Here is a 21,833-nt window from a genome sequence, read left to right as displayed (position 1 = left end):
GTTCTGGTGGCGAGTAGTACGGAAGGAAGCGTCATACGGATGAGCAGGGAGTGCCTCACCGAATCGCAAGCCGCGCGACTGGACCCGCGCAGACTGCGTCTCTTCACCACCTGAGAACACCCGATGTTTGCAATCGAAACACTGCTCCCCGGCGAAGTAGCCGACCGTCTGAAATCGTCCCGACATTCGGGATTCGTTAACTTCGCCGTGGTAGTCTTCCGTTGGCGGTTGCTTTTCTCCTTCCGTTTGCCCATCACTTAAAGGATATCCACCATGGATACGATGTCGCTGCACAAGTCGCTTCGCCTACTTCGTACCGCCGCCGAGCTGCTGGGCCAGGACGCTACGAACCGGCAAGTGCTGACGCTCCTGATGATCGCCGAGGCGGGCGAGGCAGGCGCGGAGCAGGCATCTATCGAAAAGGCCACTGAATCGGCCCAGAGCACCACCTCCCGCAACCTGAAGCTGATGTGCCAGGAACACGGGTTGGCTGAATTTTTCCTCGATCCGGCTGATGGACGCCGCCGGTTGGTCCGCCTGACGAAAGCCGGCCGGACCGCCGTGGACAAACTTCTAAGGAACCTTGCATGAGCGCTACAGACATCACCCTCAAGAGGCGGTCCCCGGGCGGACCGTTCTACGTTCATTTTGCCGGAAATAACGGCGAGCGGATGAGGATCAGTACAGGGAAATCCATCGAGATGGAGGCGCGAGCTGAGGCCCTGCGCATCGTCAACGAACACCTGATGACCCCTTCTGCGGCCCCGACGGGCACCCTCGGGGACGCCCTCAAAGTCGCCCTAGAGCACGTCTGGCGCGGCCAGAAGTCTGAGCCGGAGAAGCGGAAGCTCGTCGGCAAGATCATGCGGGAAATCGGCCACTGGCCCCGCGATCTGATCACCCATGACCGTCTCAGGGACTACCTCGATAGCCTGCAGGTGGGTACAGCGCATCCCAAGCCCATGAAGGCGGCCACGAAGAACCGCTATGTGTCCGCGATCAGCACCGCCCTGAACTATGCGTACCGGGAGGACAGCGCGTACCGCGTCCCGAAGCTGCCCTCGTGGCCCGAGAACAACGTGAAGGAGCGCTACCTCACGCAAGAGGAAGAGCAGCGCCTGCTCGGTTGGTTCGCGGACAACACGGCCCCGGGTATGAAGGAGCGCAGCTACCTGTGGCACCTCGTGATCCTCCTCCTGGACACGGGCATGCGGGCTACGGAGGCACTGGAGGTGATGACCAAGGACCGCCTCGTCCAGGACCGCGACGGCGACTGGCTGGTGCATCTACCTCACGGCGACACGAAGTCGGGCAGGGGGCGCATGGTCCCGCTGACGCCAAGGGCGTCGTATTCGGCCCGGGAGATGTTGGCCTCGCCGGTCCACGGACGCTGGACAAGCCAGAACGCCGGGCGCGCGCTCCAGGTGGTGATGCTGAAGCTGGGCATTGAGGGAGTGACGCTTCACACCCTGCGCCACACCACGGCCAGCCGCCTGATCCAGTCCGGCGAGGAGATTTACACCGTGGCCGCGTTCTTGGGACACAGCTCGGTGGAGGTGACCAAGCGCTACGCGCACCTGTCCGCCAGCAACCTGAAGGGCGCCATGAAGAAGCTGCAGTCATCGGATGTGCCTCCGTTCCCTGATGGAAATCCGAAGGCGGAGGCACAAGCCCTTTCGTCTGGCACACAAAACGGCGCTAAACTCTACGTAGTCAAATAGTTAGCTCGGACCGGATTGGATTTAGGTTCCAGTGCCGCAAGGCGTGGGGGTTCGAGTCCCCCCTTTCGCACCAGTGCCGGCCTGTCCCCGCCCTGATCGGGCCATCGGCGCCCCCTTGACCGGCACGCGCTGGCAGTGCAGGCCGAATTGGGCGAAACTAAAGGGCTGCGGCAAGCAGGCGCGTCCCAGACGTCGTGTCCTAACAACCGTTTCATCCCAATCATCGAGCCGGGGGCCTGGGCCACCGGTGGCAGGAGTCAACATGCAAGCTTCGATCGAATCCACCGGCAACCTGGAACGCCGCCTGAGCTTCTCGCTGCCGGAAGAGCGTCTGCAGAGCCACATCGCCGGCCGCCTGGGCGAAATCGCCCGTACCACCCGCATCAAGGGGTTCCGTCCGGGCAAGGTGCCGGCCAAGGTGATCGAGCAGCGCTTCGGCGCGCAGGTCCGTGGCGAGGCGCTGGACGGCCTGCTGCGCGAGACCTTCGACGCGGCCGTGCGCGAGCACGACCTGCGCGTCGTCGGCAGCCCGCGCATCGACAAGGGCGACGAGGGTGAGTTCTCCTTCGTGGCCACCGTGGAAGTGGTGCCGGACTTCGGCGACATCGACGTCAGCAAGCTGACCGTCGTGCGCCACACCGCCGAGATCACCGACGCCGACATCGACCAGATGATCGAGAACCTGCAGAACCAGCGTCGCACCTGGGCCCCGGTCAGCCGTGGCGCGCAGGACGGTGACCTGGTCGCGGTGGAAACCTGGTCGCAGGCCGGCGAAGAGCGCCTGCCGGCCGAGGGCACCGAGAAGGGTTCGATCGTGCTCGGCCAGGGCATGATGTTCGACACCATCGAAAAGGGCCTGGTCGGCCTGGCCAAGGGCGAAGAGAAGACCCTGGACGTCGAGTTCCCGGCTGACTGGCGCGTGCCGGTGCTGGCCGGCAAGACCGTGCAGGTCACCGTCAAGGTTGCCGACGTGTCCGAGCCGGTCGTGCCGGCGGTCGACGAAGCCTTCATCAAGAGCTTCGGCGTGAAGGGGGGCGACGTCGAGCAGTTCCGCAGCGACATCCGCGCCAACCTGGAGCGTGAGCTGAAGGGCGCGCTGATGAACCGCCTGCGCCGCGAAGTGGGCGAGCAGCTGATCGCGGCCTACTCGTCGGTGGAAATGCCGCCGCGCCTGGTCGAGAACGAAGCCCGCGCCATGCTGGCCCAGCAGGTCGAGCAGCTGCGCCGCAACGGCCAGAACGTCGGCGAGATCCCGGCCGATGCCCACGAAGGCTTCAAGGACGCCGCCGCCAAGCGCGTGCTGGTCGGCCTGCTGGTCGGTGAAGTGGCCCGCATCAACGACCTGCGCCTGGAAGCCAAGCGCCTGAACGAAACGATGCGTCTGATCGCCTCGACCTACGAAGAGCCGGAGCAGGTCATTGAGATGTACCGCAACGACCCCCAGCTGATGTCTGGCCTGCAGAACCGTGTGATGGAAGAGCAGGTGATCGACTGGATCGCCGAGCGTGCCCAGCACACCGAAGAGAAGCTGTCGTTCCAGGACGCGATCCGCCAGTAAGCCGGCGGATCACCGGATGCCCCGCGCCTTTGCCGGCGCGGGGTTGTTGCCCCCCAAGATAGGTACCTCACGTAATGGACAACCGAACCAAAGCCCTGAACCTGGTTCCGATGGTGGTCGAGCAGACCAGCCGCGGCGAGCGTGCCTACGACATCTATTCGCGCCTGTTGAAGGAGCGCCTGATCTTCCTCGTGGGCCCGATCGACGATCACATGGCCAACGTGGTGGTGGCGCAGTTGCTGTTCCTGGAATCGGAGAACCCGGAAAAGGACATCAACATCTACATCAACTCGCCGGGTGGCGTGGTCACCGCCGGCATGGCGATCTACGACACCATGCAGTACATCAAGCCGAATGTGAGCACCACCTGCATCGGCCAGGCCGCCTCGATGGGCGCCCTGCTGCTGGCCGCGGGCGAAGCCGGCAAGCGCTATGCGCTGCCGAACTCGCGCGTGATGATCCACCAGCCGCTGGGCGGCTACCAGGGCCAGGCCACCGACATCGACATCCACGCGCGTGAGATCCTGACCCTGCGTTCGCGCCTGAACGAGATCCTGGCCAAGCACACCGGCCAGTCGCTGGAGACGATCGCCCGCGACACCGAGCGCGACAACTTCAAGAGCGCCTTCGAGGCGCAGGCCTACGGTCTGGTCGACCAGGTCCTGGAGCGTCGTCCGGATGAGTCGATCCAGGCCGGTTGACCGGCCTTCACGGGGCCAGGGAGGCCCCGTTCCTGCAGGGTCGGGCGGGACTGGTGTCCCCTCGGCCCTGTGCTATTCTCGAATCGAACCCCCGTTCAGCGGGTGGGGTAACTGGGTAAGCGAAGCATGAGCGAAGACCGCCAAGGTCGTTCCACGGACACCGGCAAGATCCTCTACTGCTCTTTCTGCGGCAAGAGCCAGCATGAAGTGCGCAAGCTGATTGCGGGTCCGAGCGTATTCATCTGCGATGAGTGCGTGGAGCTGTGCAACGACATCATCCGTGAGGAACTTGAGGAAAAGGCGCAGTCGGCGCGCAGTTCGCTGCCCAAGCCGCGCGAGATCCTCGAGGTCCTCGACCAGTACGTGATCGGCCAGAACCGCGCCAAGCGCACCCTGGCCGTGGCCGTGTACAACCACTACAAGCGCATCGAGAGCCGGCAGAAGAACGACGACGTCGAACTGGCGAAGTCGAACATCCTGCTGGTCGGCCCGACCGGTTCGGGCAAGACGCTGCTGGCCGAAACCCTGGCCCGCCTGCTCAACGTGCCGTTCACCATGGCCGACGCCACCACGCTGACCGAAGCCGGTTACGTGGGCGAGGACGTGGAGAACATCATCCAGAAGCTGCTGCAGAAGTGCGACTACGACGTCGAGAAGGCACAGCAGGGCATCGTCTACATCGATGAAATCGACAAGATCTCGCGCAAGAGCGAGAACCCGTCGATCACCCGCGATGTGTCCGGCGAAGGCGTGCAGCAGGCCCTGCTGAAGCTGATCGAAGGCACCGTGGCCAGCGTTCCGCCGCAGGGCGGGCGCAAGCATCCGCAGCAGGAATTCCTGCAGGTGGACACCAAGAACATCCTGTTCATCTGCGGCGGCGCGTTCGCCGGGCTGGACAAGGTGATCCAGGCCCGTTCCACCGACGTCGGCAGCATCGGCTTCGGCGCCAAGGTGAAGAGCAGCGAGCGCAAGCAGGAAGTGGGCAAGGTGCTGGCCGAAGTCGAGCCGGAAGACCTGATCAAGTTCGGCCTGATTCCGGAGTTCGTCGGCCGCCTGCCGGTGGTGGCGACCCTGGAGGAGCTGGACGAGCCGGCCCTGATCAAGATCCTGACCGAGCCGAAGAACGCCATCACCAAGCAGTTCAAGAAGCTGTTCGAGATGGAGAACGTCGAGCTGGAGTTCCGTCCGGACGCGTTGTCGGCCATCGCCAGGAAGGCGCTCAAGCGCAAGACCGGTGCCCGTGGCCTGCGCACCATCGTCGAATCGGTCCTGCTGGACACCATGTACGACCTGCCGTCGCAGGAAAACGTCAGCAAGGTGGTGGTGGACGAATCGGTGATCGAGCACAAGTCCGAGCCGTACCTGATCTACCAGACCCCGGCGGTCCCTGAACAGAAGGCCGCAGGCGCCGAGTGATCCTTCCAGGTTGTTGATTGGAAAGGATTTTCAAGGAATGCCTTGCATCTGAAAGCCGATGGCCCCATAACGGGGCCATCGGCTTTTTTTGTCTCCGGAAGATGCCCTCCCGGAGGCGGTTTTCCCCCTTCCCTGGAGCCCCCATGGCCCGTTCCCCAAGTGAAACCCTCGACCTGCCGGTCCTGCCGCTGCGCGACGTAGTGGTGTTCCCGCACATGGTCATTCCGCTGTTCGTCGGCCGTGACAAGTCCATGCACGCGCTCGAACAGGCAATGGAGGCGGACAAGCGCATCCTGCTGCTGGCGCAGAAGTCGGCCGAAACCGACGACCCGCATGCGGCCGACCTCTACCAGGTCGGTACGCTGGCGCAGGTGCTGCAGCTGCTGAAGCTGCCCGACGGCACCATCAAGGTGCTGGTCGAAGGCCTGTCGCGCGTGCAGGTCACCCACGTTGACGAGCGCAACGGCTCGCTGCACGGCCAGGCCGTGGAGATCGACGCCAGCGACGAGCGCGAAGCGCGCGAGGTCGAGGCGATCGCCCGCTCGCTGATGTCGCTGTTCGAGCAGTACGTGAAGACCAACCGCAAGCTGCCGCCGGAACTGCTGCAGACGCTGTCGGGCATCGATGAGCCGGCGCGCCTGGCCGACACCATCGCCGCGCACATCAGCGTGCGCCTGGCCGACAAGCAGCGCCTGCTGGAAACGCTGACCGTCGGTGACCGCCTGGAGATGCTGGTCGGCCTGGTCGACGGCGAGATCGACGTGCAGCAGATGGAGAAGCGCATCCGCGGCCGCGTGAAGTCGCAGATGGAGAAGAGCCAGCGCGAGTACTACCTCAACGAACAGATGAAGGCCATCCAGAAGGAACTGGGTGACCTGGACGATGCGCCTGGCGAGCTTGAAGAGCTGGCGCGCAAGATCGCCGAGGCCGGCATGCCGAAGGCCGTTGAGGCCAAGGCGCGCAACGAGCTGAACAAGCTCAAGCAGATGTCGCCGATGTCGGCCGAAGCGGCGGTCGTGCGCAACTACCTGGAGTGGTTGCTGGGCGTGCCGTGGAAGAAGCGCAGCAAGGTTCGCAAGGACCTGAAGGTGGCGCAGGACACCCTCGATGCCGATCACTACGGGCTGGAGAAGGTCAAGGAACGCATCCTTGAATACCTGGCGGTGCAGTCGCGCGTGAAGCAGATGAAGGGCCCGATCCTGTGCCTGGTCGGGCCGCCGGGCGTGGGCAAGACCTCGCTGGGACAGTCCATCGCCAAGGCCACCAACCGCAAGTTCGTGCGCATGTCGCTGGGCGGCGTGCGTGACGAGGCCGAGATCCGTGGCCACCGTCGCACCTACGTCGGTTCGATGCCGGGCCGCATCGTGCAGAACCTCAACAAGGTCGGCAGCAAGAACCCGCTGTTCGTGCTCGACGAGATCGACAAGATGTCGATGGACTTCCGCGGCGATCCGTCCTCGGCGTTGCTGGAAGTGCTCGACCCTGAGCAGAACAACGCGTTCAACGACCACTACCTGGAAGTGGACCTGGACCTGTCTGAAGTGATGTTCGTGGCCACCTCGAACTCGCTCAACATTCCCGGCCCGCTGCTGGACCGCATGGAAGTGATCCGCATCCCCGGCTACACCGAGGATGAGAAGCTCAACATCGCCACCCGTTACCTGGTGCCCAAGCAGGTCAAGGCCAACGGCCTGCAGCCGGAAGAGCTGGAGATCGGCAGTGACGCCATCCAGGACATCGTGCGCTACTACACGCGCGAGTCGGGCGTGCGCAACCTGGAACGCGAGATCGCCAAGATCTGCCGCAAGGTGGTGAAGGAGATCGCGCTGGCCGGCCCGCAGCCGGTGAAGGCGAAGAAGGGCGCGAAGAAGAAGGCGCTGGTGAGCGTGTCCAGCAAGAACCTGGACAAGTACCTGGGCGTGCGTCGCTTCGACTTCGGCCGTGCCGAGGAAGAGAACGAGATCGGCCTAGTCACCGGCCTGGCCTGGACCGAGGTGGGTGGCGATCTGCTGCAGATCGAATCGACGCTGGTGCCGGGCAAGGGCCAGCTGATCCTGACCGGCCAGCTCGGCAACGTGATGAAGGAATCGGCTTCAGCGGCGCTGTCGGTGGTGCGTTCGCGCGCCGTCGGCTTCGGCATCGACAGCGACTTCCTGCAGAAGCACGACGTGCACCTGCATGTGCCCGATGGCGCTACGCCGAAGGACGGCCCGAGTGCCGGCGCGGCGATGGTCACCTCGCTGGTATCGATGCTGACCAAGGTGCCGGTGCGTGCCGACGTGGCGATGACCGGCGAGATCACCCTGCGTGGTCGCGTCACGGCCATCGGTGGACTGAAGGAGAAGCTGCTGGCCGCACTGCGTGGCGGAATCCGCACGGTCATCATTCCCGAGGAGAACCGCAAGGACCTGGCCGACATCCCGGCCAACGTCACCCGCGATCTGGAGATCGTGCCGGTGAAGTACATCGAAGAAGTCCTGGACCTGGCGCTGGAGCGTCCGTTGGCACCGAAGAAGGCGCGCAAGAGTGCGCAACGTGTCACGGTGCGCAGCAAGGCCAAACCGAGTGGAAACGCGCGCGTCAAGCATTGACGCGCGCTGTCCAATGGCCCGAAACCCGCGTCGTTGCTGGCTTTCCAGCTTGCGTGGGGGTAGGGCCACTGGTATAAAAGCAGCACTCGCGAATGAGTGATCGCAGTCTGGCGATCGCTGAATTCGGCGAACCGTTTCCACATGGCGGCCGCATGCAGAGCGCGTGCGGTTGCTTCCCTGTCGAATAAGCGGAACCCACCGCCAAAGGAGTTGTAGAGAATGAACAAGACCGAATTGATCGATGCCGTTGCTGAAGCTGCAGACCTGACCAAGGCCGAGTCCAGCCGCGCTGTCGATGCCGTCGTTGCTGCCGTCACCAAGGCGCTGAAGGACGGCGATGCGGTCACCCTGGTTGGCTTCGGTACCTTCCAGGTCCGCGACCGTGCTGCCCGCACCGGCCGCAACCCGAAGACCGGCGACACCATCAAGATCGCTGCTTCGAAGAATCCGTCGTTCAAGGCTGGTAAGGCCCTGAAGGATGCTGTAAACTAAGCGGCTCGCTGGGGTGCTTAGCTCAGCGGTAGAGCGTCTCCTTTACACGGAGAGGGTCGGGGGTTCGAAACCCTCAGCACCCACCACAGCACCGCGGTAAAAGTTTGAGTGTGGAGCGGTAGTTCAGCTGGTTAGAATGCTGGCCTGTCACGCCGGAGGTCGCGGGTTCGAGTCCCGTCCGCTCCGCCATTCAACGAGGCCTCCGGCCAAAAGCTGGAGGCTTTGTTTTCTCCCCGGTCCAGGCCGGCTGAAAGCAAAAAAGGTAACAACGCGGAGCGGTAGTTCAGCTGGTTAGAATGCTGGCCTGTCACGCCGGAGGTCGCGGGTTCGAGTCCCGTCCGCTCCGCCACTACATCGAGGCCCCCGGCCTGAAGCTGGGGGCCTTGTCTTCTCACCGACAGGTTCGGAAGGAAGGCGAAAAGGTTTTTGCAAGAACGGAGCGGTAGTTCAGCTGGTTAGAATGCTGGCCTGTCACGCCGGAGGTCGCGGGTTCGAGTCCCGTCCGCTCCGCCATTGCAGAATTCTTAAGTCCCTGTGAAAAAACTTTGAAAAAAGTGTTCATCGGGCTGGGTTTCCAGACAGTCTTCGGATATACTGGGCGCCTGCAAAGTTCAAGCGCGGAGCGGTAGTTCAGCTGGTTAGAATGCTGGCCTGTCACGCCGGAGGTCGCGGGTTCGAGTCCCGTCCGCTCCGCCAACTTCAAAAGCCCTCGGCGCAAGCCGGGGGCTTTTTCTTTGCGCCATGGTGGAAATGGCCGACACGCGGATGGCGCATGCCTGCCGATGTGGGCGCAGGCCGCGCTGGCGCTGCTTTTGGTCCCTGCGGCGAAGCGGGTTACACTGCCGGGCTCGCCAATAAGGCCTTGTGATTCCTCACCATGCTGCAGAAACTCCGCGACAAGACCTCAGGCTGGATCGTCACTGTGATCCTGGGGCTGCTGATGATTCCGTTCCTGTTCGTGATCGACAACAGCTACCTCGGTGGCGTTGGCGCACAGAACGTGGCCAAGGTTTCCGCGCCGCCGACCTGGTGGCGTTCGGCGCCGTCGTGGTGGCCGGTGCGCATGCTGTGGCAGCACCACGAGATCAGCTCGCAGGATTTCCGCACGCGTTTCGAGCAGGAGCGCATGCGTGAGCGCCAGCAGCAGGGCGACAACTTCGACCCGCGCGCGTTCGAGAGCACCGAGAACAAGATGGCCGTGCTCGATCAGCTGATCGACGAGCAGGTCGTGCGCCTGGTCGGTGAGCGGGCAGGCGTGGTGATCGGCGACGGCGCGGTGCGCGAGTACATCGCGACCATGCCCGCATTCCTCGATTCGAACGGCAAGTTCAACGAGAACAACTATCGCCTGGCCCTGGCCGGCGGCAACCCGCCGCGTACGCCGACCCAGTTCCAGGAGCTGGTGCGCGAGAGCCTGCAGCAGTCGGTGATTCCGTCGGGCCTGCAGAGCTCCGGCTTCGTCACCCAGGCCGAGACCGAGCGCCTGTTGAAGCTGCTGGGCGAAACCCGCGACGTCGAGCTGGCCGCGTTGCCGCCCGTACCGGCCGATACCGCGCCGGTGACCGATGAGCAGATCAAGCAGTGGTACGACAGCCACGGCAAGGATTTCCGCCAGGCCGAGAGCGTGTCGCTGGAATACGTCGAGATCAACGGCGCGAACCTTCCGGCACCGGCGGCGGCCGATGAAGCCACCCTGCGCAAGCGCTATGAAGACGAGAAGGCGAAGTTCACCTCGCCGGAGCAGCGCCAGGCCTCGCACATCCTGATCACCGGTGACGGTGCAGAAGCCAAGGCGAGCAGGATCGCTGCCGAAGCCAAGGCCGCTGGTGCCGATTTCGGCGCGCTGGCCAAGGCCAATTCGGAAGATCCGGGCTCCAAGGACCAGGGCGGTGACCTGGGTTGGGTCGAGCGCGGTGCGATGGTGAAGCCGTTCGAGGACGCGCTGTTTGCGGCCAAGGCCGGTGATGTGATCGGCCCGGTGAAGACCGAGTTCGGTTACCACATCATCAAGGTGGCCGCTGTGCGCGGTGGCCAGGGCAAGTCGTTCGAGGAAGTGCGTGACACGCTGGCCGCCGAACAGCTGAAGGCCGACGGTGAGCGTGGCTTCAACGAGCTGGCCGGTCGCCTGGTCGATGCCATCAACAAGAGCCCGAGCGACCTGGCCGCTGCCGCCAAGGAGGTGAACCTGCCGCTGCAGACGCTGGGCCCGATCACCCGCGCGACCGCCAGTGGCATTGCCGCTGACCCGGCCGTGCTGCGTGCGGCGTTCTCCGACGTGCTGGTGCAGGACGGCACCGCCAGTGACCCGATCGCCCTGGGGGGCGCGACCAACCACAGCGTGGTCATCCGCGTGGCTGCGCACACCCCGGAACAGGCCCTGCCGCTGGACAAGGCTCGTGACCAGGTGATCGCCGCGATCCGCGCTGACCGCCAGCGCCAGGCCAGCGACAAGGCGGCCGATGCGATCCTGGCCAAGCTGAAGGCGGGTGCCACCCTGCAGTCGCTGGCCGCCAGCGAGAAGCTGCAGCTGAGCCCGATGCCGGGCCTGCCGCGCAGCCAGCCGGTGCCGACCCCGGAAATCAACCGCGCGATCTTCAGTGCGCCGGTGCCGGCCGAAGGCAAGCCGAGCTATGGCAAGGTCGACGTCAATGGCCACGCGCTGCTGTTCGCGGTGAACAAGGTCAATCCGGGCGACATCAAGGAAGTGACTGCAGAGCAGCAGAAGCAGCTGAAGGAACAGCTGAGCCAGATCGATGGCATGGCCGCGGCCAAGGCCTACATCGAGGCGATGCGCAAGAAGTTCGTGATCCAGACCACCGAGGCGAACCTGTAAGCCTTGCGGCTGCATCCATGAGAAAGGCCCGGCACTGCCGGGCCTTTTTTTGTGCCTGCCGATGTGTAGCGTCGAGCCATGCTCGACTGCGTCTGCCGGGCGCAGGCATGAAAAAGCCGAGCAAGGGCTCGGCTCTGCAGGAAACAGGGCAGGGCGCGGCGGTGCCGCGCCGGACTCAGTCTTCCACGCGCAGCACGGCGCCCGGCTTCAGCACGCTGCTGCCGCTCAGGCCGTTCAGCGACAACAGGGCCTTGACCGGCATGCCGTAGCGGCGGGCGATGGTCCAGGCCGACTCGCCATCACGCACGGTGTGGCGGCGGCTGCGCGGACGATCGGCGATCGCGGCGACGGTCTTGGCCACCTGCGACGTCGGTGCTGCGGTGGCGACCGGCGCAGCGCTGGCGACCAAGACGGATGCGGTGTCCGCCACCGTCGCATTGGCAGCCGAGACAGGAGCCAGCACGCGGGTGGTACCCGACGAGGCGCGGCCACCGCCCGCCAGGGCGGGGTTGAGGCGGGCGATCCTGGCCGGGTCCAGGGCGCGCTGTGCGGCCCACTGCTGGACGCTGGTGCCGGCGGGCAGGGTGTGGTCCTTCAGCACCGGCACGGTGCGGTCCAGCGAGGCCATCACGCCCGGCTGGTCTTCCACGTCTTCCAGCACGCAGGCCAGGGCGTGCAGCTTCTCGACGTAGGCATGGGTGACCGGCGACAGGCCGGGCAGCGCCGACGGCTTGGCGTTCTGCGCGTTCATGCCGGCCTTGCGCATGGACTGCAACACGCGGTACTCACCGGCGTTGTAGGCCATGGTGGCCAGGCGCCAGTCGCCGCCGAACATGCCGTGCAGGGTCTTCAGGTAGCGCACTGCGGCCTGGGTGGAATCGACCGCCGACAGGCGGCCATCGTAGCCGTTGGCCATGGGCACGCGGTGGTTGCGCGCGGTGGTGGCGATGAACTGCCACAGGCCGGTCGGGCCGCTGCCATTGCGGGCATTGGGCCGGTAGCCGCTTTCCACGAACGGGATCAGTGCGAATTCGGTAGGCAGGTTGGCCTTGCGCAGCTCTTCAACCACGTAGCCGAACAGCACCAGCGCATCGTCATCCTGGTTGGCCAGGCGCGACGGGGCGTGGGCGAACTGCTTCTGCCAGCGCGGGCTGGTGGCCTCGGCATTGCAGGTGGGCTCGGCCAGGCCGTCGCGGAAGCTGGAGAAGATCTCCTGGCCATTGCGGACCGACGCGGCCGGCAACGCGGCCGGATCCAGCGGCAGGGCCGCCGCGGCGGCCAGGTTCTGGCCGATGCCCGCGCCCAGCGACTGGGCACCGGCGGTTCCGGCCAGCCCCAGGACCAGGCCCAGGGCCAGCGGCAGACTTCGGCGCATCATGCGCGGAAGCCGTCTTTCCAGTGCCGGAGACCGGCCATGACGTCGACGTCGTCAACGACGTCGCGGCCCAGGTGCGCCGACACTGCCGCGCGGATCGGCGCCGTGTGCACACGCAGGAACGGATTGCAGTCGAATTCGTTGGCCAGGGTTACCGGCAGGGTGGAACGGTCATCGCGGCGCATGGCCAAAGCCTCCTCTTGGCGCTGCCACAGGGCAGCGTTGGCGGGGTCGACATGCCGCGCGAAGACGGCATTTGACACGGTGTACTCGTGGGCGCAACAAAGCAGCAGTTGCGCGGGCAAGGTACCCAGCTTGCGCATCGATGCCAGCAGCTGGGACGGCGTACCTTCGAACAGGCGTCCACAGCCCAGGCTGAACAACGAATCTCCGCTGAAAAGATGTTCAGCAGTGTGAAACGCGATGTGGCTGCGGGTATGCCCGGGCACGGATAGTACGTGGAACGTCCGGCCCAGTGCCTGAACGCGTTCACCTTCGCCGACCCGCTCGGTCGCTGCAGGGATGCGCTCCTCGACGGGCGCGATGACCCGTACACCGGGAAAACGTGCCCGCAACGCGGGCACGCCACCGATGTGGTCATCGTGATGATGGGTGAGCAGGATCGTGTCCACGCGCAGGCCCTGATCGGCCAGCGCAAGCACCGGCGCGGCATCGCCGGGATCGACGACCACGGCGGCGCCAGCGTCGTCGATCAACGTCCAGATGTAGTTGTCCGCAAATGCGGGCAGGGCAGTCAGTCGCATAGAATTGGACCATGCCCGCGCTGCAGAGCACCCGTCAAGCGAGCCAGGCCCCGTGGTTCGACACTGAACCGGCGGGCTCCTTGCGCGTGCTGGAGCGGCAGTTGCTGCTGCCGCAGCTGTCTGTCCTGCCGACGCAGCCCTGGCTGTGGATCGCACCGAGTGCGGCCTGGCTGGAGGATGCGCAGCTGGGCGGGCGCGGGCTGCGGCTGTTCCGGCAGGGCCAGGGCTATGCCGGCGACACCCGCTGTGCGCTGCCGCTGCCGCTGGCCAGCGAGAGCGTCAACGCGGTCGTGCTGCAGCATGTGACCGCGGGCGATGCGGAGCGACTGCTGGACGAGTGCGAGCGCGTGCTGATGCCGGGCGGCCACCTGTGGCTGAGCAGCCTCAACCCGTTCAGCCCTTACCGCACGCATTGGCGCCAGCACGGACTGGTGGTGCGCACGCCACAGCGGATCCGCCTGCTGCTCGGCCGCCACGGGCTGGAGTGCGACGATATGCGTTACCTCGGCCCGCTCTGGCGCGGTGCAGGCAGTCGCCGCACGGGCGGTTGGGCGCCGCTGCGCGCGGCCTGCCTGTTCCATGCTGAAAAGCGCACGCTGGCCCTGCCCGGGCCGAAACCGTTGCCGGTGCGTTGGCTCGGCACCGTTGCCACCTGATCTGGAGTTGTATTGAAAACCATCGAAATCCACACCGACGGTTCCTGCCTTGGCAATCCCGGCCCCGGCGGCTGGGCTGCGCTGCTGCGCTACAAGGGCCACGAGCGTGAACTGAGCGGCGGCGAAGCGCACACCACCAACAACCGGATGGAGCTGATGGCGGCCATTTCCGGGTTGGAGACGCTCACCGAGCCCTGCAACATCGTGCTCTATACCGATTCGCAGTACGTGCGGCAGGGCCTGACGCAGTGGCTGCCCGGCTGGATCCGCAAGAACTGGAAGACCGCCGGCGGCGACCCGGTGAAGAACCGCGAGCTGTGGGAGCGCCTGCATGCCGCGACGCTGCGGCATCAGATCGACTGGCGCTGGGTAAAGGGCCACTCCGGTGACCCGGACAACGAGCGGGTGGATACGCTGGCGCGCAACGCGGCCATCCAGATCCGCGACGCCAGCCCGGTAAACTGAGCCCATGCGTCAGATCATCCTCGATACCGAAACCACCGGCCTGGAATGGAAGAAGGGCAACCGCATCGTCGAAATCGGCTGCGTGGAGCTGTTCAAGCGCCGCCCGACCGGCAACAACTACCACCAGTACATCAAGCCGGACTGCGAGTTCGAACAGGGCGCGCAGGAAGTCACCGGCCTGACCCTGGAGTTCCTGGCTGACAAGCCGGACTTCGCGCAGATCGCCGATGAGTTCCTGGCCTTCATCGATGGCGCCGAGCTGATCATCCACAACGCGGCGTTCGACCTGGGCTTCCTCGACAACGAGCTGTCGCTGCTGGGCCCGCAGTACGGGAAGATCACCGATCGCTGCACAGTGATCGATACCCTGGTGATGGCGCGCGAGCGCTTCCCGGGCCAGCGCAATTCGCTGGATGCGCTGTGCAAGCGACTGGGCGTTGACAACTCGCACCGTGCGCTGCACGGCGGCCTGCTCGATGCGCAGATCCTGGGTGACGTGTACATCGCGCTGACCTCGGGGCAGGAAGAGATCGGATTCGGCCTGGGGGATGACGATGGCGGTGGCGCCGGTGCGGCGCTGCAGGCCTTCGATACCAGCAAGCTGCTGCCGCGCCCGCGCGTAATGGCCACGCCGTCGGAGCTGGAAGCGCATGCCGCGCGGCTGGAGCGGCTGCGCAAGAAGGCCGGCCACGCACTGTGGGATGGGCCGAAGGTGGAAGAGGCCGCCAGCGCGTAATGCCTGGAAGAGGTAGTGCCGGCCGCTGGCCGGCATTTGCGTGAACACGTTTCCCGGTGAACCGGCCAGCGGCCGGCACTACCGCCTCCACGCATGGCGTGGATCTACGGGTTAATGGCAGCGCACCAGGATCACGCTGATGTTGTCGCGGCCACCGCCGTCGAGCGCGGCGGCGACCAGCGTGTCCACGCATTCCTGTGCGCTTGCATCCTCGAAGGCGAGGGTGCGGGCGATGCCGCGGTCGTCCACTTCCTCGGTCAGGCCGTCACTGCACAGCAGCAGCTGCATGCCGGGGCGCAGCTCGCCGCTGGTGGTGGCCACGTTCAGATGTGCCGGATCGGTGACGCCCAGCGCCTGGGTGACCACGTTGCGATGTGGATGCGCGCGTGCCTGTTCGGCCGTCAGGTTGCCCTGCGCGACCAGTTCCTGCACCACGCTGTGATCCTGGCTGAGCTGTGCCAGCTGGCCGTCACGCCAGAGGTAGGCACGGCTGTCGCCGACCCATGCCACTTCATAGCGATTGCCCTGCACGCGTGCGGCGACCACGGTGGTACCCATCGGCAGGGTGTCGTTGCGCCGCCGCGAGGCGCGGATGATCTCTTCGTCGGCGGTGCGGATGGCCTGGGCCAGCGGCGCGCCACGGCGGATCTCGCGCACGATGGTTTCGCGCGCCAGCGCGCTGGCCACCTCGCCGCAGGCGTGGCCGCCCATGCCATCGGCCACCAGCCACAGGGCCAGCTCGCTGTCACCGTAGTAGGTGTCTTCGTTGAGCTCGCGGCGCAGGCCGGGGTGGGTGAGGTGTCCGAATTCGATCATGGTGTGCAGGGGCGGGGTATTGCTGGGGAGACAGGCATCATCGGGGGGCTGCGGGCATCCGGCAAGGCATGCATCCAGGAAATTTTCACTTCATTGACCGGAATGACTTGTCGTCGGCCTGACTTCCTCGTATGATGCGCGTCCCCGGTCCGCCGGGGACCACCCGGAGAGGTGGCAGAGTGGTTGAATGTACCTGACTCGAAATCAGGCAGGCGTTTATAGCGCCTCGGGGGTTCGAATCCCCCCCTCTCCGCCAGATAAAGAAAAAGGGCTGCCGAAAGGCAGCCCTTTTTCTTTATCTGGCGCGGGACGCGACGCGCTCTGCGCGTCGCCCCACACGTTGCTGCGCAACGCGTGGGCCCCTCCCTTTGCCGGCCTCTCCCCGCCCCTGTCGGGGCAGCCCCTCAACAGAGGGGCTTGGTCCTCCAGATGCATCACTGAGATCCGCGCGGTGCGTGGTTGCGCGGCGGGCATCACGCCGTAGTGACCCTGTACTGATCTGGCGCGGGACGCGACGCGCTCTGCGCGTCGCCCCACACGTTGCTGCGCAACGCGTGGGCCCCTCCCTTTGCCGGCCTCTCCCCGCCCCTGTCGGGGCAGCTCCTCAACAGAGGGGCTTGGTCCTCCAGATGCATCACTGAGATCCGCGCGGTGCGTGGATGCGCGGCGGGAATCACGCCGTAGTGACCCTGTACTGATCTGGCGCGGGACGCGACGCGCTCTGCGCGTCGCCCCACACGTTGCTGCGCAACGCGTGGGCGCCTCCCTTTGCCGGCCTCTCCCCGCCCCTGTCGGGGCAGCCCCTCAACAGAGGGGCTTGGTCCTCCAGATGCATCACGGGAGATCCGCGCGGTGCGTGGATGCGCGGCGGGCATCACGCCGTAGTGACCCTGTACTGATCTGGCGCGGGACGCGACGCGCTCTGCGCGTCGCCCCACACGTTGCTGCGCAACGCGTGGGCCCCTCCCTTTGCCGGCCTCTCCCCGCCCCTGTCGGGGCAGCCCCTCAACAGAGGGGCTTGGTCCTCCAGATGCATCACGGGAGATCCGCGCGGTGCGATGCGCGGCGGGAATCACGCCGTAGTGACCCTGTACTGATCTGGCGCGGGACGCGACGCGCTCTGCGCGTCGCCCCACACGTTGCTGCGCAACGCGTGGGCCCCTCCCTTTGCCGGCCTCTCCCCGCCCCTGTCGGGGCAGCCCCTCAACAGAGGGGCTTGGTCCTCCAGATGCATCACTGAGATCCGCGCGGTGCGTGGATGCTGTTCCTGCTGGCAGGCTCATCCACGCATGACGTGGATCTACCGGGGATATCCGTGCGGACGCTGCGGGTTACCATGTACGCATCACCTGCTGGAGCTTTTCCCCATGACCGCTGAAATCCTCGTTCCCGTTTCTTTCGGCGAGCTGCTGGACAAGATTTCGATCCTGCAGATCAAGTCCGAGCGCATCAGCGACGAGGGCAAGCTGGCCAACGTGCGCAGGGAGCTGTCGGCGCTGGAGCAGACCTGGATGGCGCACCCGGCGGCCGTGAAGGACATCGCCAGGCTGCGTGCCGAGCTGAAGGTGGTCAACGAGCAGCTGTGGGAAATCGAGGACGACATCCGGCTGAAGGAGAAGGCGCAGGCGTTCGACCAGGGCTTCATCGACCTGGCGCGCAGCGTGTACCTGCGCAATGACGAACGCGCGCGCATCAAGAAGGCGATCAACCTGGCGCTGGGCTCGGCGTACGTGGAGGAGAAGTCCTATCAGGATTACGCGCAGCGCGTGTAATCCCGGGCGGCCTGCCGCTCACCCCAGGTGGTCGGCGACGTAGCGTTCGAAGGCAGCGATACCGTCTTCCACGGTGATCAGTTCCATCACATCGTCGAACTCGATCTTGGTGCCCCACTTCAGATCGGTGGCCTGCTTGGCGAGGTACTTGCGTGCCGCATCGTCGTAGCGGTCCACGCAATAGCGACGATCCGAGTACGGGCCGCTGCGGTTCGGATTGCTGGCCGCATGCAGGCCCAGCACCTTGGCGCCCATCGCGTTGGCGATGTGCATCGGGCCGGAATCGGGCGTCATCACCAGGTTGGCGCGGGCCAGCAGGGCGGGCAGCTGCTTCAGCGTGTCCTTGCCTACCAGGTCCAGCGCCGGCGTGTGCAGCTGTGCCTGGATGGCGTCGGCCATGCTGCGCTCAAGTTCGCTGCGGCCGCCGCACAGCACCACCTGCCAGCCGCGCGTGACCGCGTGGTTGGCCACGGCGGCGTAGCGGTCGGCGTACCAGTTGCGGCGCACGTGGCTGGAGCACGGCGAGATCATCAGCACCGGGCGACCATCGTCGTGCCACTGCGCGGCGGCCCACTCATATGCCGACTGCGGCACGGCCAGGTCCCAGCTGACCTCGGTCTGGCGCAGGCCCAGCGGTTCGCAGAAGCTGCCGATGGCATCGAGCACATGGATGCCCGGACGGTCGGGAATGCGTTCGTTGATGAAAAGCCCATGCAGGTCCTTCGAGCGGCTGCGGTCGTAGCCGATGCGGCGCTCGGCCGGAATGAAGGCCGACAGCAGGTTGGCGCGGAACGCGACCTGCATCTGCAGCAGCGCTTCGAAGCGCCCCGGCGGCAGCTGCCTGCGCAGTTCCTTGACCCCGGCCATGCCGCTCTTCTTGTCGTAGGCATGGAAGGTGACGCCGGGCAGGCCGTCGAGCAGCTTGTGGCCGACCTTGTCGATGATCCAGTGGATCGGCGTGTCCGGGCGCGCGGCCTGCAGGGTACGCACCAGGGGCACCACGTGGGTGACATCGCCAAGTGCGGACAGGCGCAGGAGGCACAAGGAGGAGGACGCTGATGCCATGTGTTGTTAGACTCAATGAAATGGTCGCATTCGACGCCAATGAAGCGCTGACGCCATGCCGCGAGGGTCGCGGCATCGGGGCCATTCTGTTCGACCGCGAGCGGCTGCGGCAAGCCGAGATCGGCCTGTTCTCGCCCCAGCACTGGGGCAGCAGGGCCCGGCCGGTGGGCGAGGGCGGCCGCGGCAGCGCCTGGTTCGTCGATGCGCCGTTCGGTGCCAGCGTGCTGCGCCACTATCTGCGCGGCGGCATGGCGGCCCGTATCAGCCATGACCAGTACCTCTGGCGCGGCTCGGACCGGACCCGCAGCTTCGCCGAATTCCGCCTGATGCGCGCCCTGCGCGAGAAAAAGCTGCCGGTGCCACGGCCGATCGCCGCGTTCTACATGCGCGAGGGCCTGCGCTACCGGGCGGCGATCCTGATGGAGCGGATCGAGGGCGTGCGCTCGCTGGCCGACCGCGCACTGGTGGCCGGCCGGGGGGCTCCCTGGGAGGAGACCGGGCGCCTGATTGCCCGTTTCCATCGTGCCGGCCTGGACCATGCCGATCTCAACGCGCACAACATCCTGTTCGATGGCAGCGGCCATGGCTGGCTGATCGATTTCGACCGCGGCGTGATCCGCATCCCGGCGACCGCCTGGCGCGAGCGCAACCTCAAGCGCCTGCTGCGCTCGCTGATCAAGCTGCGCGGCGAGCGCAGCGTGGAAGACGTGCAGAAGGACTACGCGCGGCTGCGCCGTGCCTATGACATGGCCTGGAACCGGGGCACCTGATGGACTGGGCGTTGCGTTTCCTCGGCGTCGGCAATGCGTCGGCGGTCGAGCTGGGGTCGCCGATGTCGGTGATCGAGCGCGATGGGCGCCCATGGCTGACCATCGATTGTGGTGGCGAAGGCCTGACCGCGTTCAAGGCGCACTACGGGCAGATGCCGCAGGCGCTGTTCGTCACCCATGTGCACCTGGACCACGTGGCCGGCTTCGAGCGCCTGTTCGTGGATACCTTCTTCAATGCGCACCGGCGCGGCAAGGTGCGCCTGTACGTGCCCGCCACGGTGGTTCCGCTGCTGCACAAGCGCATCGGGGATTACCCGAACGTGCTGGCCGAGGGCGGTGCGAACTTCTGGGATGCCTTCCAGCTGATCGTGGTGGGCGAGGCGTTCTGGCACGAGGGCGTGCGCCTGGAAGTGTTTCCGGTGCGCCACCACTGGCCGGAGACGGCCTATGGCCTGCGCCTGCAGGGCGCGCTGACCTGGAGCGGCGATACCCGGCCGATTCCGGAGATGCTGGCACGCTTTGCCAGTGACAACGAACTGATCGCTCACGATTGCGGCCTGCACGGCAATCCCTCGCATACCGGCGTGGACGATCTGGAGCGTGAGTACAGCGCCGAACTGCAGGCGCGGATGATGCTGTACCACTACGCCAGCGCGGCCGATGGTCTGGCGCTGGCTGCGCGTGGGCACCGCGTGGCGCAGCCGGGGCAGTGCGTGCCGCTGGCGAGCCCGACCGCCCCGCACGTGCTGGCCCAGGACCCGCCGTGAGGGGTACCGGCCAGCCCGCAGATGCGGCGTTGGCTGCCGGGCTGGAGGCGCTGGAGCGCGCACTGCATGCGCCGCAGGTGCGTGCCGACCGCGAGCAACTGGCCGCATTGCTGGATGAGGATTTCAGCGAGATCGGCAGCTCCGGCCAGTGCTACGACCGTGCGGCCGCGCTGGTGGAGATTCCGCTGGAGCGTGCCCAGGTGCAGATCGAATCGGAGCAGTACGCCGTCTGGCTGCTGTCGCAGGACCTGGCCCAGGTGCGCTACCGCAGCCGCCATCACCTTGATGGGCAGCTGCAGCACTGGGTGCTGCGCAGTTCGCTGTGGCGCCGGCACGGGGACAGATGGCGCATGGTGTTCCACCAGGGCACGCCCGAGGCAGGGTAGCGCGGCGCCATGCCGGGCCAAGAATGCGAAGCCGGGGTCAGATCCCTCTGCCATGCAAAGGGATCTGAGCCCAGTGCGGAAAAGGCGGTGGCCCCGCCGGCTGACCTCGGCGCCCGCGTCGATCGATACCGTTGCTGCCTTCCGGCCCTGGCGGGGTTTTCGACCTAGCGTCGCGAGGGGCCGACGGGGCCACCATAGAGACGTTGGCCGCCCGGTGGGCGGCCAGTTCACGGATCAGGGGAAACAGCGCGCGGCGCGCCGGAGACCACAGCCGGACTGCACATCGGGCTGGCCGATGGCAGACGCGCATTCTAGCGCAGACGGGCCCATCGACGCCAGCTTCATGCACTGAATCGGCTGTAACCCGCTCCCGGCGGCAGCGGCCGGTACCCACCCCCGTTGCTAGAATGCCGGCCAGGAGGAACGACCTCCCCCACATCGGGAACCAATGACCAGGACGGCCTGGCCCTACCAAGAGGAGGGCCGTCATGGCCTGGATCTATCTGTTGTTTGCCGGCCTGCTGGAAATCGTCTGGGCCGTGTCCATGAAGCAGTCCGAAGGCTTCACCCGGCTCACCCCCACCGTGGTCACCATCATCGGCATGATCGCCAGCTTCTGGTTGCTGGCGGTGGCCATGCGCAGCCTGCCGCTGGGAACCGCCTATACGATCTGGACCGGCATCGGCGCGGTCGGGGCGTTCGTGGTTGGCATTGTGTTCCTGGGCGAGCAGGTCAGCCCGATGCGGATCGGTGCGGCGGTGTTGATCGTTTCCGGCCTGGTGCTGATGAAACTCTCCAGCAGCTGAATTTATTTACTCATGGCGGGGAATGGATTCTCCGCCACATGCAGCAATATGCATTTTCGGCAAAACCATTTTGTCCGCCCCTGTTATTTGACGCACGTCATAAAAATAGCGCGCGTGATTCACATGCCGCTGGCACCGTCGGT

20 protein-coding genes, 6 tRNA genes and 1 other RNA gene are annotated in these 21,833 nt (G+C 65.8%); 22 read left to right on the top strand and 5 right to left on the bottom strand.

Translation table 11 applies throughout. The features are described from left to right. Positions 1 to 273 precede the first annotated feature (273 nt). From ACUVWL_RS12870 to ACUVWL_RS12810, 13 genes are all read left to right on the top strand, one after another. Positions 274 to 591 (top strand): hypothetical protein, encoded by a 318-nt coding sequence (locus ACUVWL_RS12870; RefSeq protein WP_445978406.1) that lies wholly within the window; start codon positions 274 to 276, stop codon positions 589 to 591. Further along, positions 588 to 1,721, top strand: coding sequence for a tyrosine-type recombinase/integrase (locus ACUVWL_RS12865; protein WP_445978405.1), 1,134 nt, complete (start codon positions 588 to 590; stop codon positions 1,719 to 1,721). Before ACUVWL_RS12870 ends, ACUVWL_RS12865 begins: the two co-directional genes overlap by 4 nt. A gap of 262 nt (positions 1,722 to 1,983) precedes the next feature. Beyond that, positions 1,984 to 3,279, top strand: a complete 1,296-nt coding sequence (tig, locus tag ACUVWL_RS12860; RefSeq protein ID WP_014646097.1) for a trigger factor — start codon at positions 1,984 to 1,986, stop codon at positions 3,277 to 3,279. Positions 3,280 to 3,353: 74 nt separating this feature from the next. Next, complete coding sequence (clpP, locus tag ACUVWL_RS12855; protein ID WP_019659528.1) at positions 3,354 to 3,980, top strand: ATP-dependent Clp endopeptidase proteolytic subunit ClpP; 627 nt, start codon at positions 3,354 to 3,356, stop codon at positions 3,978 to 3,980. 126 nt (positions 3,981 to 4,106) lie between these two features. After that, entirely contained in the window at positions 4,107 to 5,396 is a 1,290-nt protein-coding gene (gene clpX / locus ACUVWL_RS12850; RefSeq protein ID WP_014646099.1) for an ATP-dependent Clp protease ATP-binding subunit ClpX, read from the top strand. A 143-nt stretch (positions 5,397 to 5,539) separates the two neighbouring features. Next, positions 5,540 to 7,987, top strand: a complete 2,448-nt coding sequence (gene lon / locus ACUVWL_RS12845) for an endopeptidase La (RefSeq protein WP_445978404.1) — start codon at positions 5,540 to 5,542, stop codon at positions 7,985 to 7,987. Positions 7,988 to 8,206: 219 nt separating this feature from the next. Beyond that, the gene (locus tag ACUVWL_RS12840; RefSeq protein ID WP_004146343.1) at positions 8,207 to 8,479 is read left to right on the top strand and encodes an HU family DNA-binding protein; all 273 of its coding nucleotides are present in this window, start codon (positions 8,207 to 8,209) and stop codon (positions 8,477 to 8,479) included. Positions 8,480 to 8,490: 11 nt separating this feature from the next. After that, a tRNA-Val gene (locus ACUVWL_RS12835) sits at positions 8,491 to 8,565 on the top strand. Between the two features lie 26 nt (positions 8,566 to 8,591). Next, positions 8,592 to 8,668 (top strand) — tRNA-Asp (locus ACUVWL_RS12830). Positions 8,669 to 8,751: 83 nt separating this feature from the next. Beyond that, positions 8,752 to 8,828, top strand: a tRNA-Asp gene (locus ACUVWL_RS12825). Between the two features lie 87 nt (positions 8,829 to 8,915). Continuing rightward, positions 8,916 to 8,992, top strand: a tRNA-Asp gene (locus tag ACUVWL_RS12820). Positions 8,993 to 9,098: 106 nt separating this feature from the next. Next, a tRNA-Asp gene (locus tag ACUVWL_RS12815) sits at positions 9,099 to 9,175 on the top strand. Positions 9,176 to 9,356: 181 nt separating this feature from the next. After that, positions 9,357 to 11,312, top strand: coding sequence for a peptidyl-prolyl cis-trans isomerase (locus ACUVWL_RS12810; RefSeq protein ID WP_445978403.1), 1,956 nt, complete (start codon positions 9,357 to 9,359; stop codon positions 11,310 to 11,312). 175 nt (positions 11,313 to 11,487) lie between these two features. On the opposite strand, the gene ACUVWL_RS12805 is transcribed toward ACUVWL_RS12810, so the two are convergent. Together ACUVWL_RS12805 and gloB are read right to left on the bottom strand one after the other, a co-directional pair. After that, entirely contained in the window at positions 11,488 to 12,690 is a 1,203-nt protein-coding gene (locus ACUVWL_RS12805) for a lytic transglycosylase domain-containing protein (RefSeq protein ID WP_169410548.1), read from the bottom strand. Next, positions 12,687 to 13,451 (bottom strand): hydroxyacylglutathione hydrolase, encoded by a 765-nt coding sequence (gene gloB, locus ACUVWL_RS12800; protein WP_049440253.1) that lies wholly within the window; start codon positions 13,449 to 13,451, stop codon positions 12,687 to 12,689. Before gloB ends, ACUVWL_RS12805 begins: the two co-directional genes overlap by 4 nt. An 11-nt stretch (positions 13,452 to 13,462) precedes the next feature. Between gloB and ACUVWL_RS12795 the strand changes: the two genes are divergently transcribed. Genes ACUVWL_RS12795 through dnaQ form a run of 3 tightly spaced genes read left to right on the top strand, consistent with a single transcriptional unit; the run spans position 13,463 to position 15,308 of the window. Further along, positions 13,463 to 14,107 (top strand): methyltransferase domain-containing protein, encoded by a 645-nt coding sequence (locus ACUVWL_RS12795; RefSeq protein WP_041863105.1) that lies wholly within the window; start codon positions 13,463 to 13,465, stop codon positions 14,105 to 14,107. Between the two features lie 12 nt (positions 14,108 to 14,119). Beyond that, positions 14,120 to 14,572: a ribonuclease HI gene (gene rnhA, locus ACUVWL_RS12790; RefSeq protein ID WP_014646157.1), complete on the top strand. Its 453-nt coding sequence runs from the start codon at positions 14,120 to 14,122 to the stop codon at positions 14,570 to 14,572. Positions 14,573 to 14,576: 4 nt separating this feature from the next. Further along, positions 14,577 to 15,308 carry a DNA polymerase III subunit epsilon gene (gene dnaQ / locus ACUVWL_RS12785; RefSeq protein ID WP_014646158.1) on the top strand — a complete coding sequence of 244 codons (732 nt, stop codon included), beginning with the start codon at positions 14,577 to 14,579 and terminating at the stop codon, positions 15,306 to 15,308. A gap of 111 nt (positions 15,309 to 15,419) precedes the next feature. Here the strand turns inward: dnaQ and ACUVWL_RS12780 are convergent, their stop codons facing one another. Next, entirely contained in the window at positions 15,420 to 16,124 is a 705-nt protein-coding gene (locus ACUVWL_RS12780) for a PP2C family protein-serine/threonine phosphatase (RefSeq protein WP_014036153.1), read from the bottom strand. A 165-nt stretch (positions 16,125 to 16,289) separates the two neighbouring features. Here ACUVWL_RS12780 and ACUVWL_RS12775 point away from each other — a divergent pair. Both ACUVWL_RS12775 and ACUVWL_RS12770 read left to right on the top strand, forming a co-directional pair. After that, positions 16,290 to 16,380, top strand: a tRNA-Ser gene (locus ACUVWL_RS12775). 1,111 nt (positions 16,381 to 17,491) lie between these two features. Continuing rightward, complete coding sequence (locus ACUVWL_RS12770) at positions 17,492 to 17,896, top strand: DUF6165 family protein (RefSeq protein ID WP_014646159.1); 405 nt, start codon at positions 17,492 to 17,494, stop codon at positions 17,894 to 17,896. An 18-nt stretch (positions 17,897 to 17,914) separates the two neighbouring features. Here ACUVWL_RS12770 and ACUVWL_RS12765 read toward each other — a convergent pair whose 3' ends face one another. Next, entirely contained in the window at positions 17,915 to 18,961 is a 1,047-nt protein-coding gene (locus ACUVWL_RS12765; protein ID WP_046429133.1) for a glycosyltransferase family 9 protein, read from the bottom strand. A gap of 20 nt (positions 18,962 to 18,981) precedes the next feature. On the opposite strand from ACUVWL_RS12765, the gene ACUVWL_RS12760 reads away from it, so the two are divergent. The 3 genes from ACUVWL_RS12760 to ACUVWL_RS12750 are packed head-to-tail and all read left to right on the top strand — an operon-like array spanning position 18,982 to position 20,884. Next, a complete protein-coding gene (locus ACUVWL_RS12760; RefSeq protein ID WP_032958195.1) occupies positions 18,982 to 19,731 on the top strand; it encodes a 3-deoxy-D-manno-octulosonic acid kinase in 750 nt (249 codons plus the stop codon). Continuing rightward, entirely contained in the window at positions 19,731 to 20,498 is a 768-nt protein-coding gene (locus tag ACUVWL_RS12755) for an MBL fold metallo-hydrolase (protein WP_046429135.1), read from the top strand. Before ACUVWL_RS12760 ends, ACUVWL_RS12755 begins: the two co-directional genes overlap by 1 nt. Next, on the top strand, positions 20,495 to 20,884 hold the full coding sequence (locus tag ACUVWL_RS12750) for a nuclear transport factor 2 family protein (protein ID WP_053495267.1): 390 nt from the start codon (positions 20,495 to 20,497) through the stop codon (positions 20,882 to 20,884). Before ACUVWL_RS12755 ends, ACUVWL_RS12750 begins: the two co-directional genes overlap by 4 nt. A gap of 90 nt (positions 20,885 to 20,974) precedes the next feature. Here ACUVWL_RS12750 and ffs read toward each other — a convergent pair. Further along, an RNA gene (ffs, locus tag ACUVWL_RS12745) (signal recognition particle sRNA small type) lies at positions 20,975 to 21,071 on the bottom strand. Between the two features lie 301 nt (positions 21,072 to 21,372). Between ffs and ACUVWL_RS12740 the strand changes: the two genes are divergently transcribed. Further along, entirely contained in the window at positions 21,373 to 21,690 is a 318-nt protein-coding gene (locus tag ACUVWL_RS12740; RefSeq protein WP_005415486.1) for a DMT family transporter, read from the top strand. Positions 21,691 to 21,833 lie beyond the last annotated feature (143 nt).

It is taken from the genome of Stenotrophomonas muris (genome assembly GCF_052751275.1).
The sequence above is the reverse complement of the archived record's forward strand: the minus strand, read 5'-3'. Positions and strand labels throughout refer to the sequence as shown.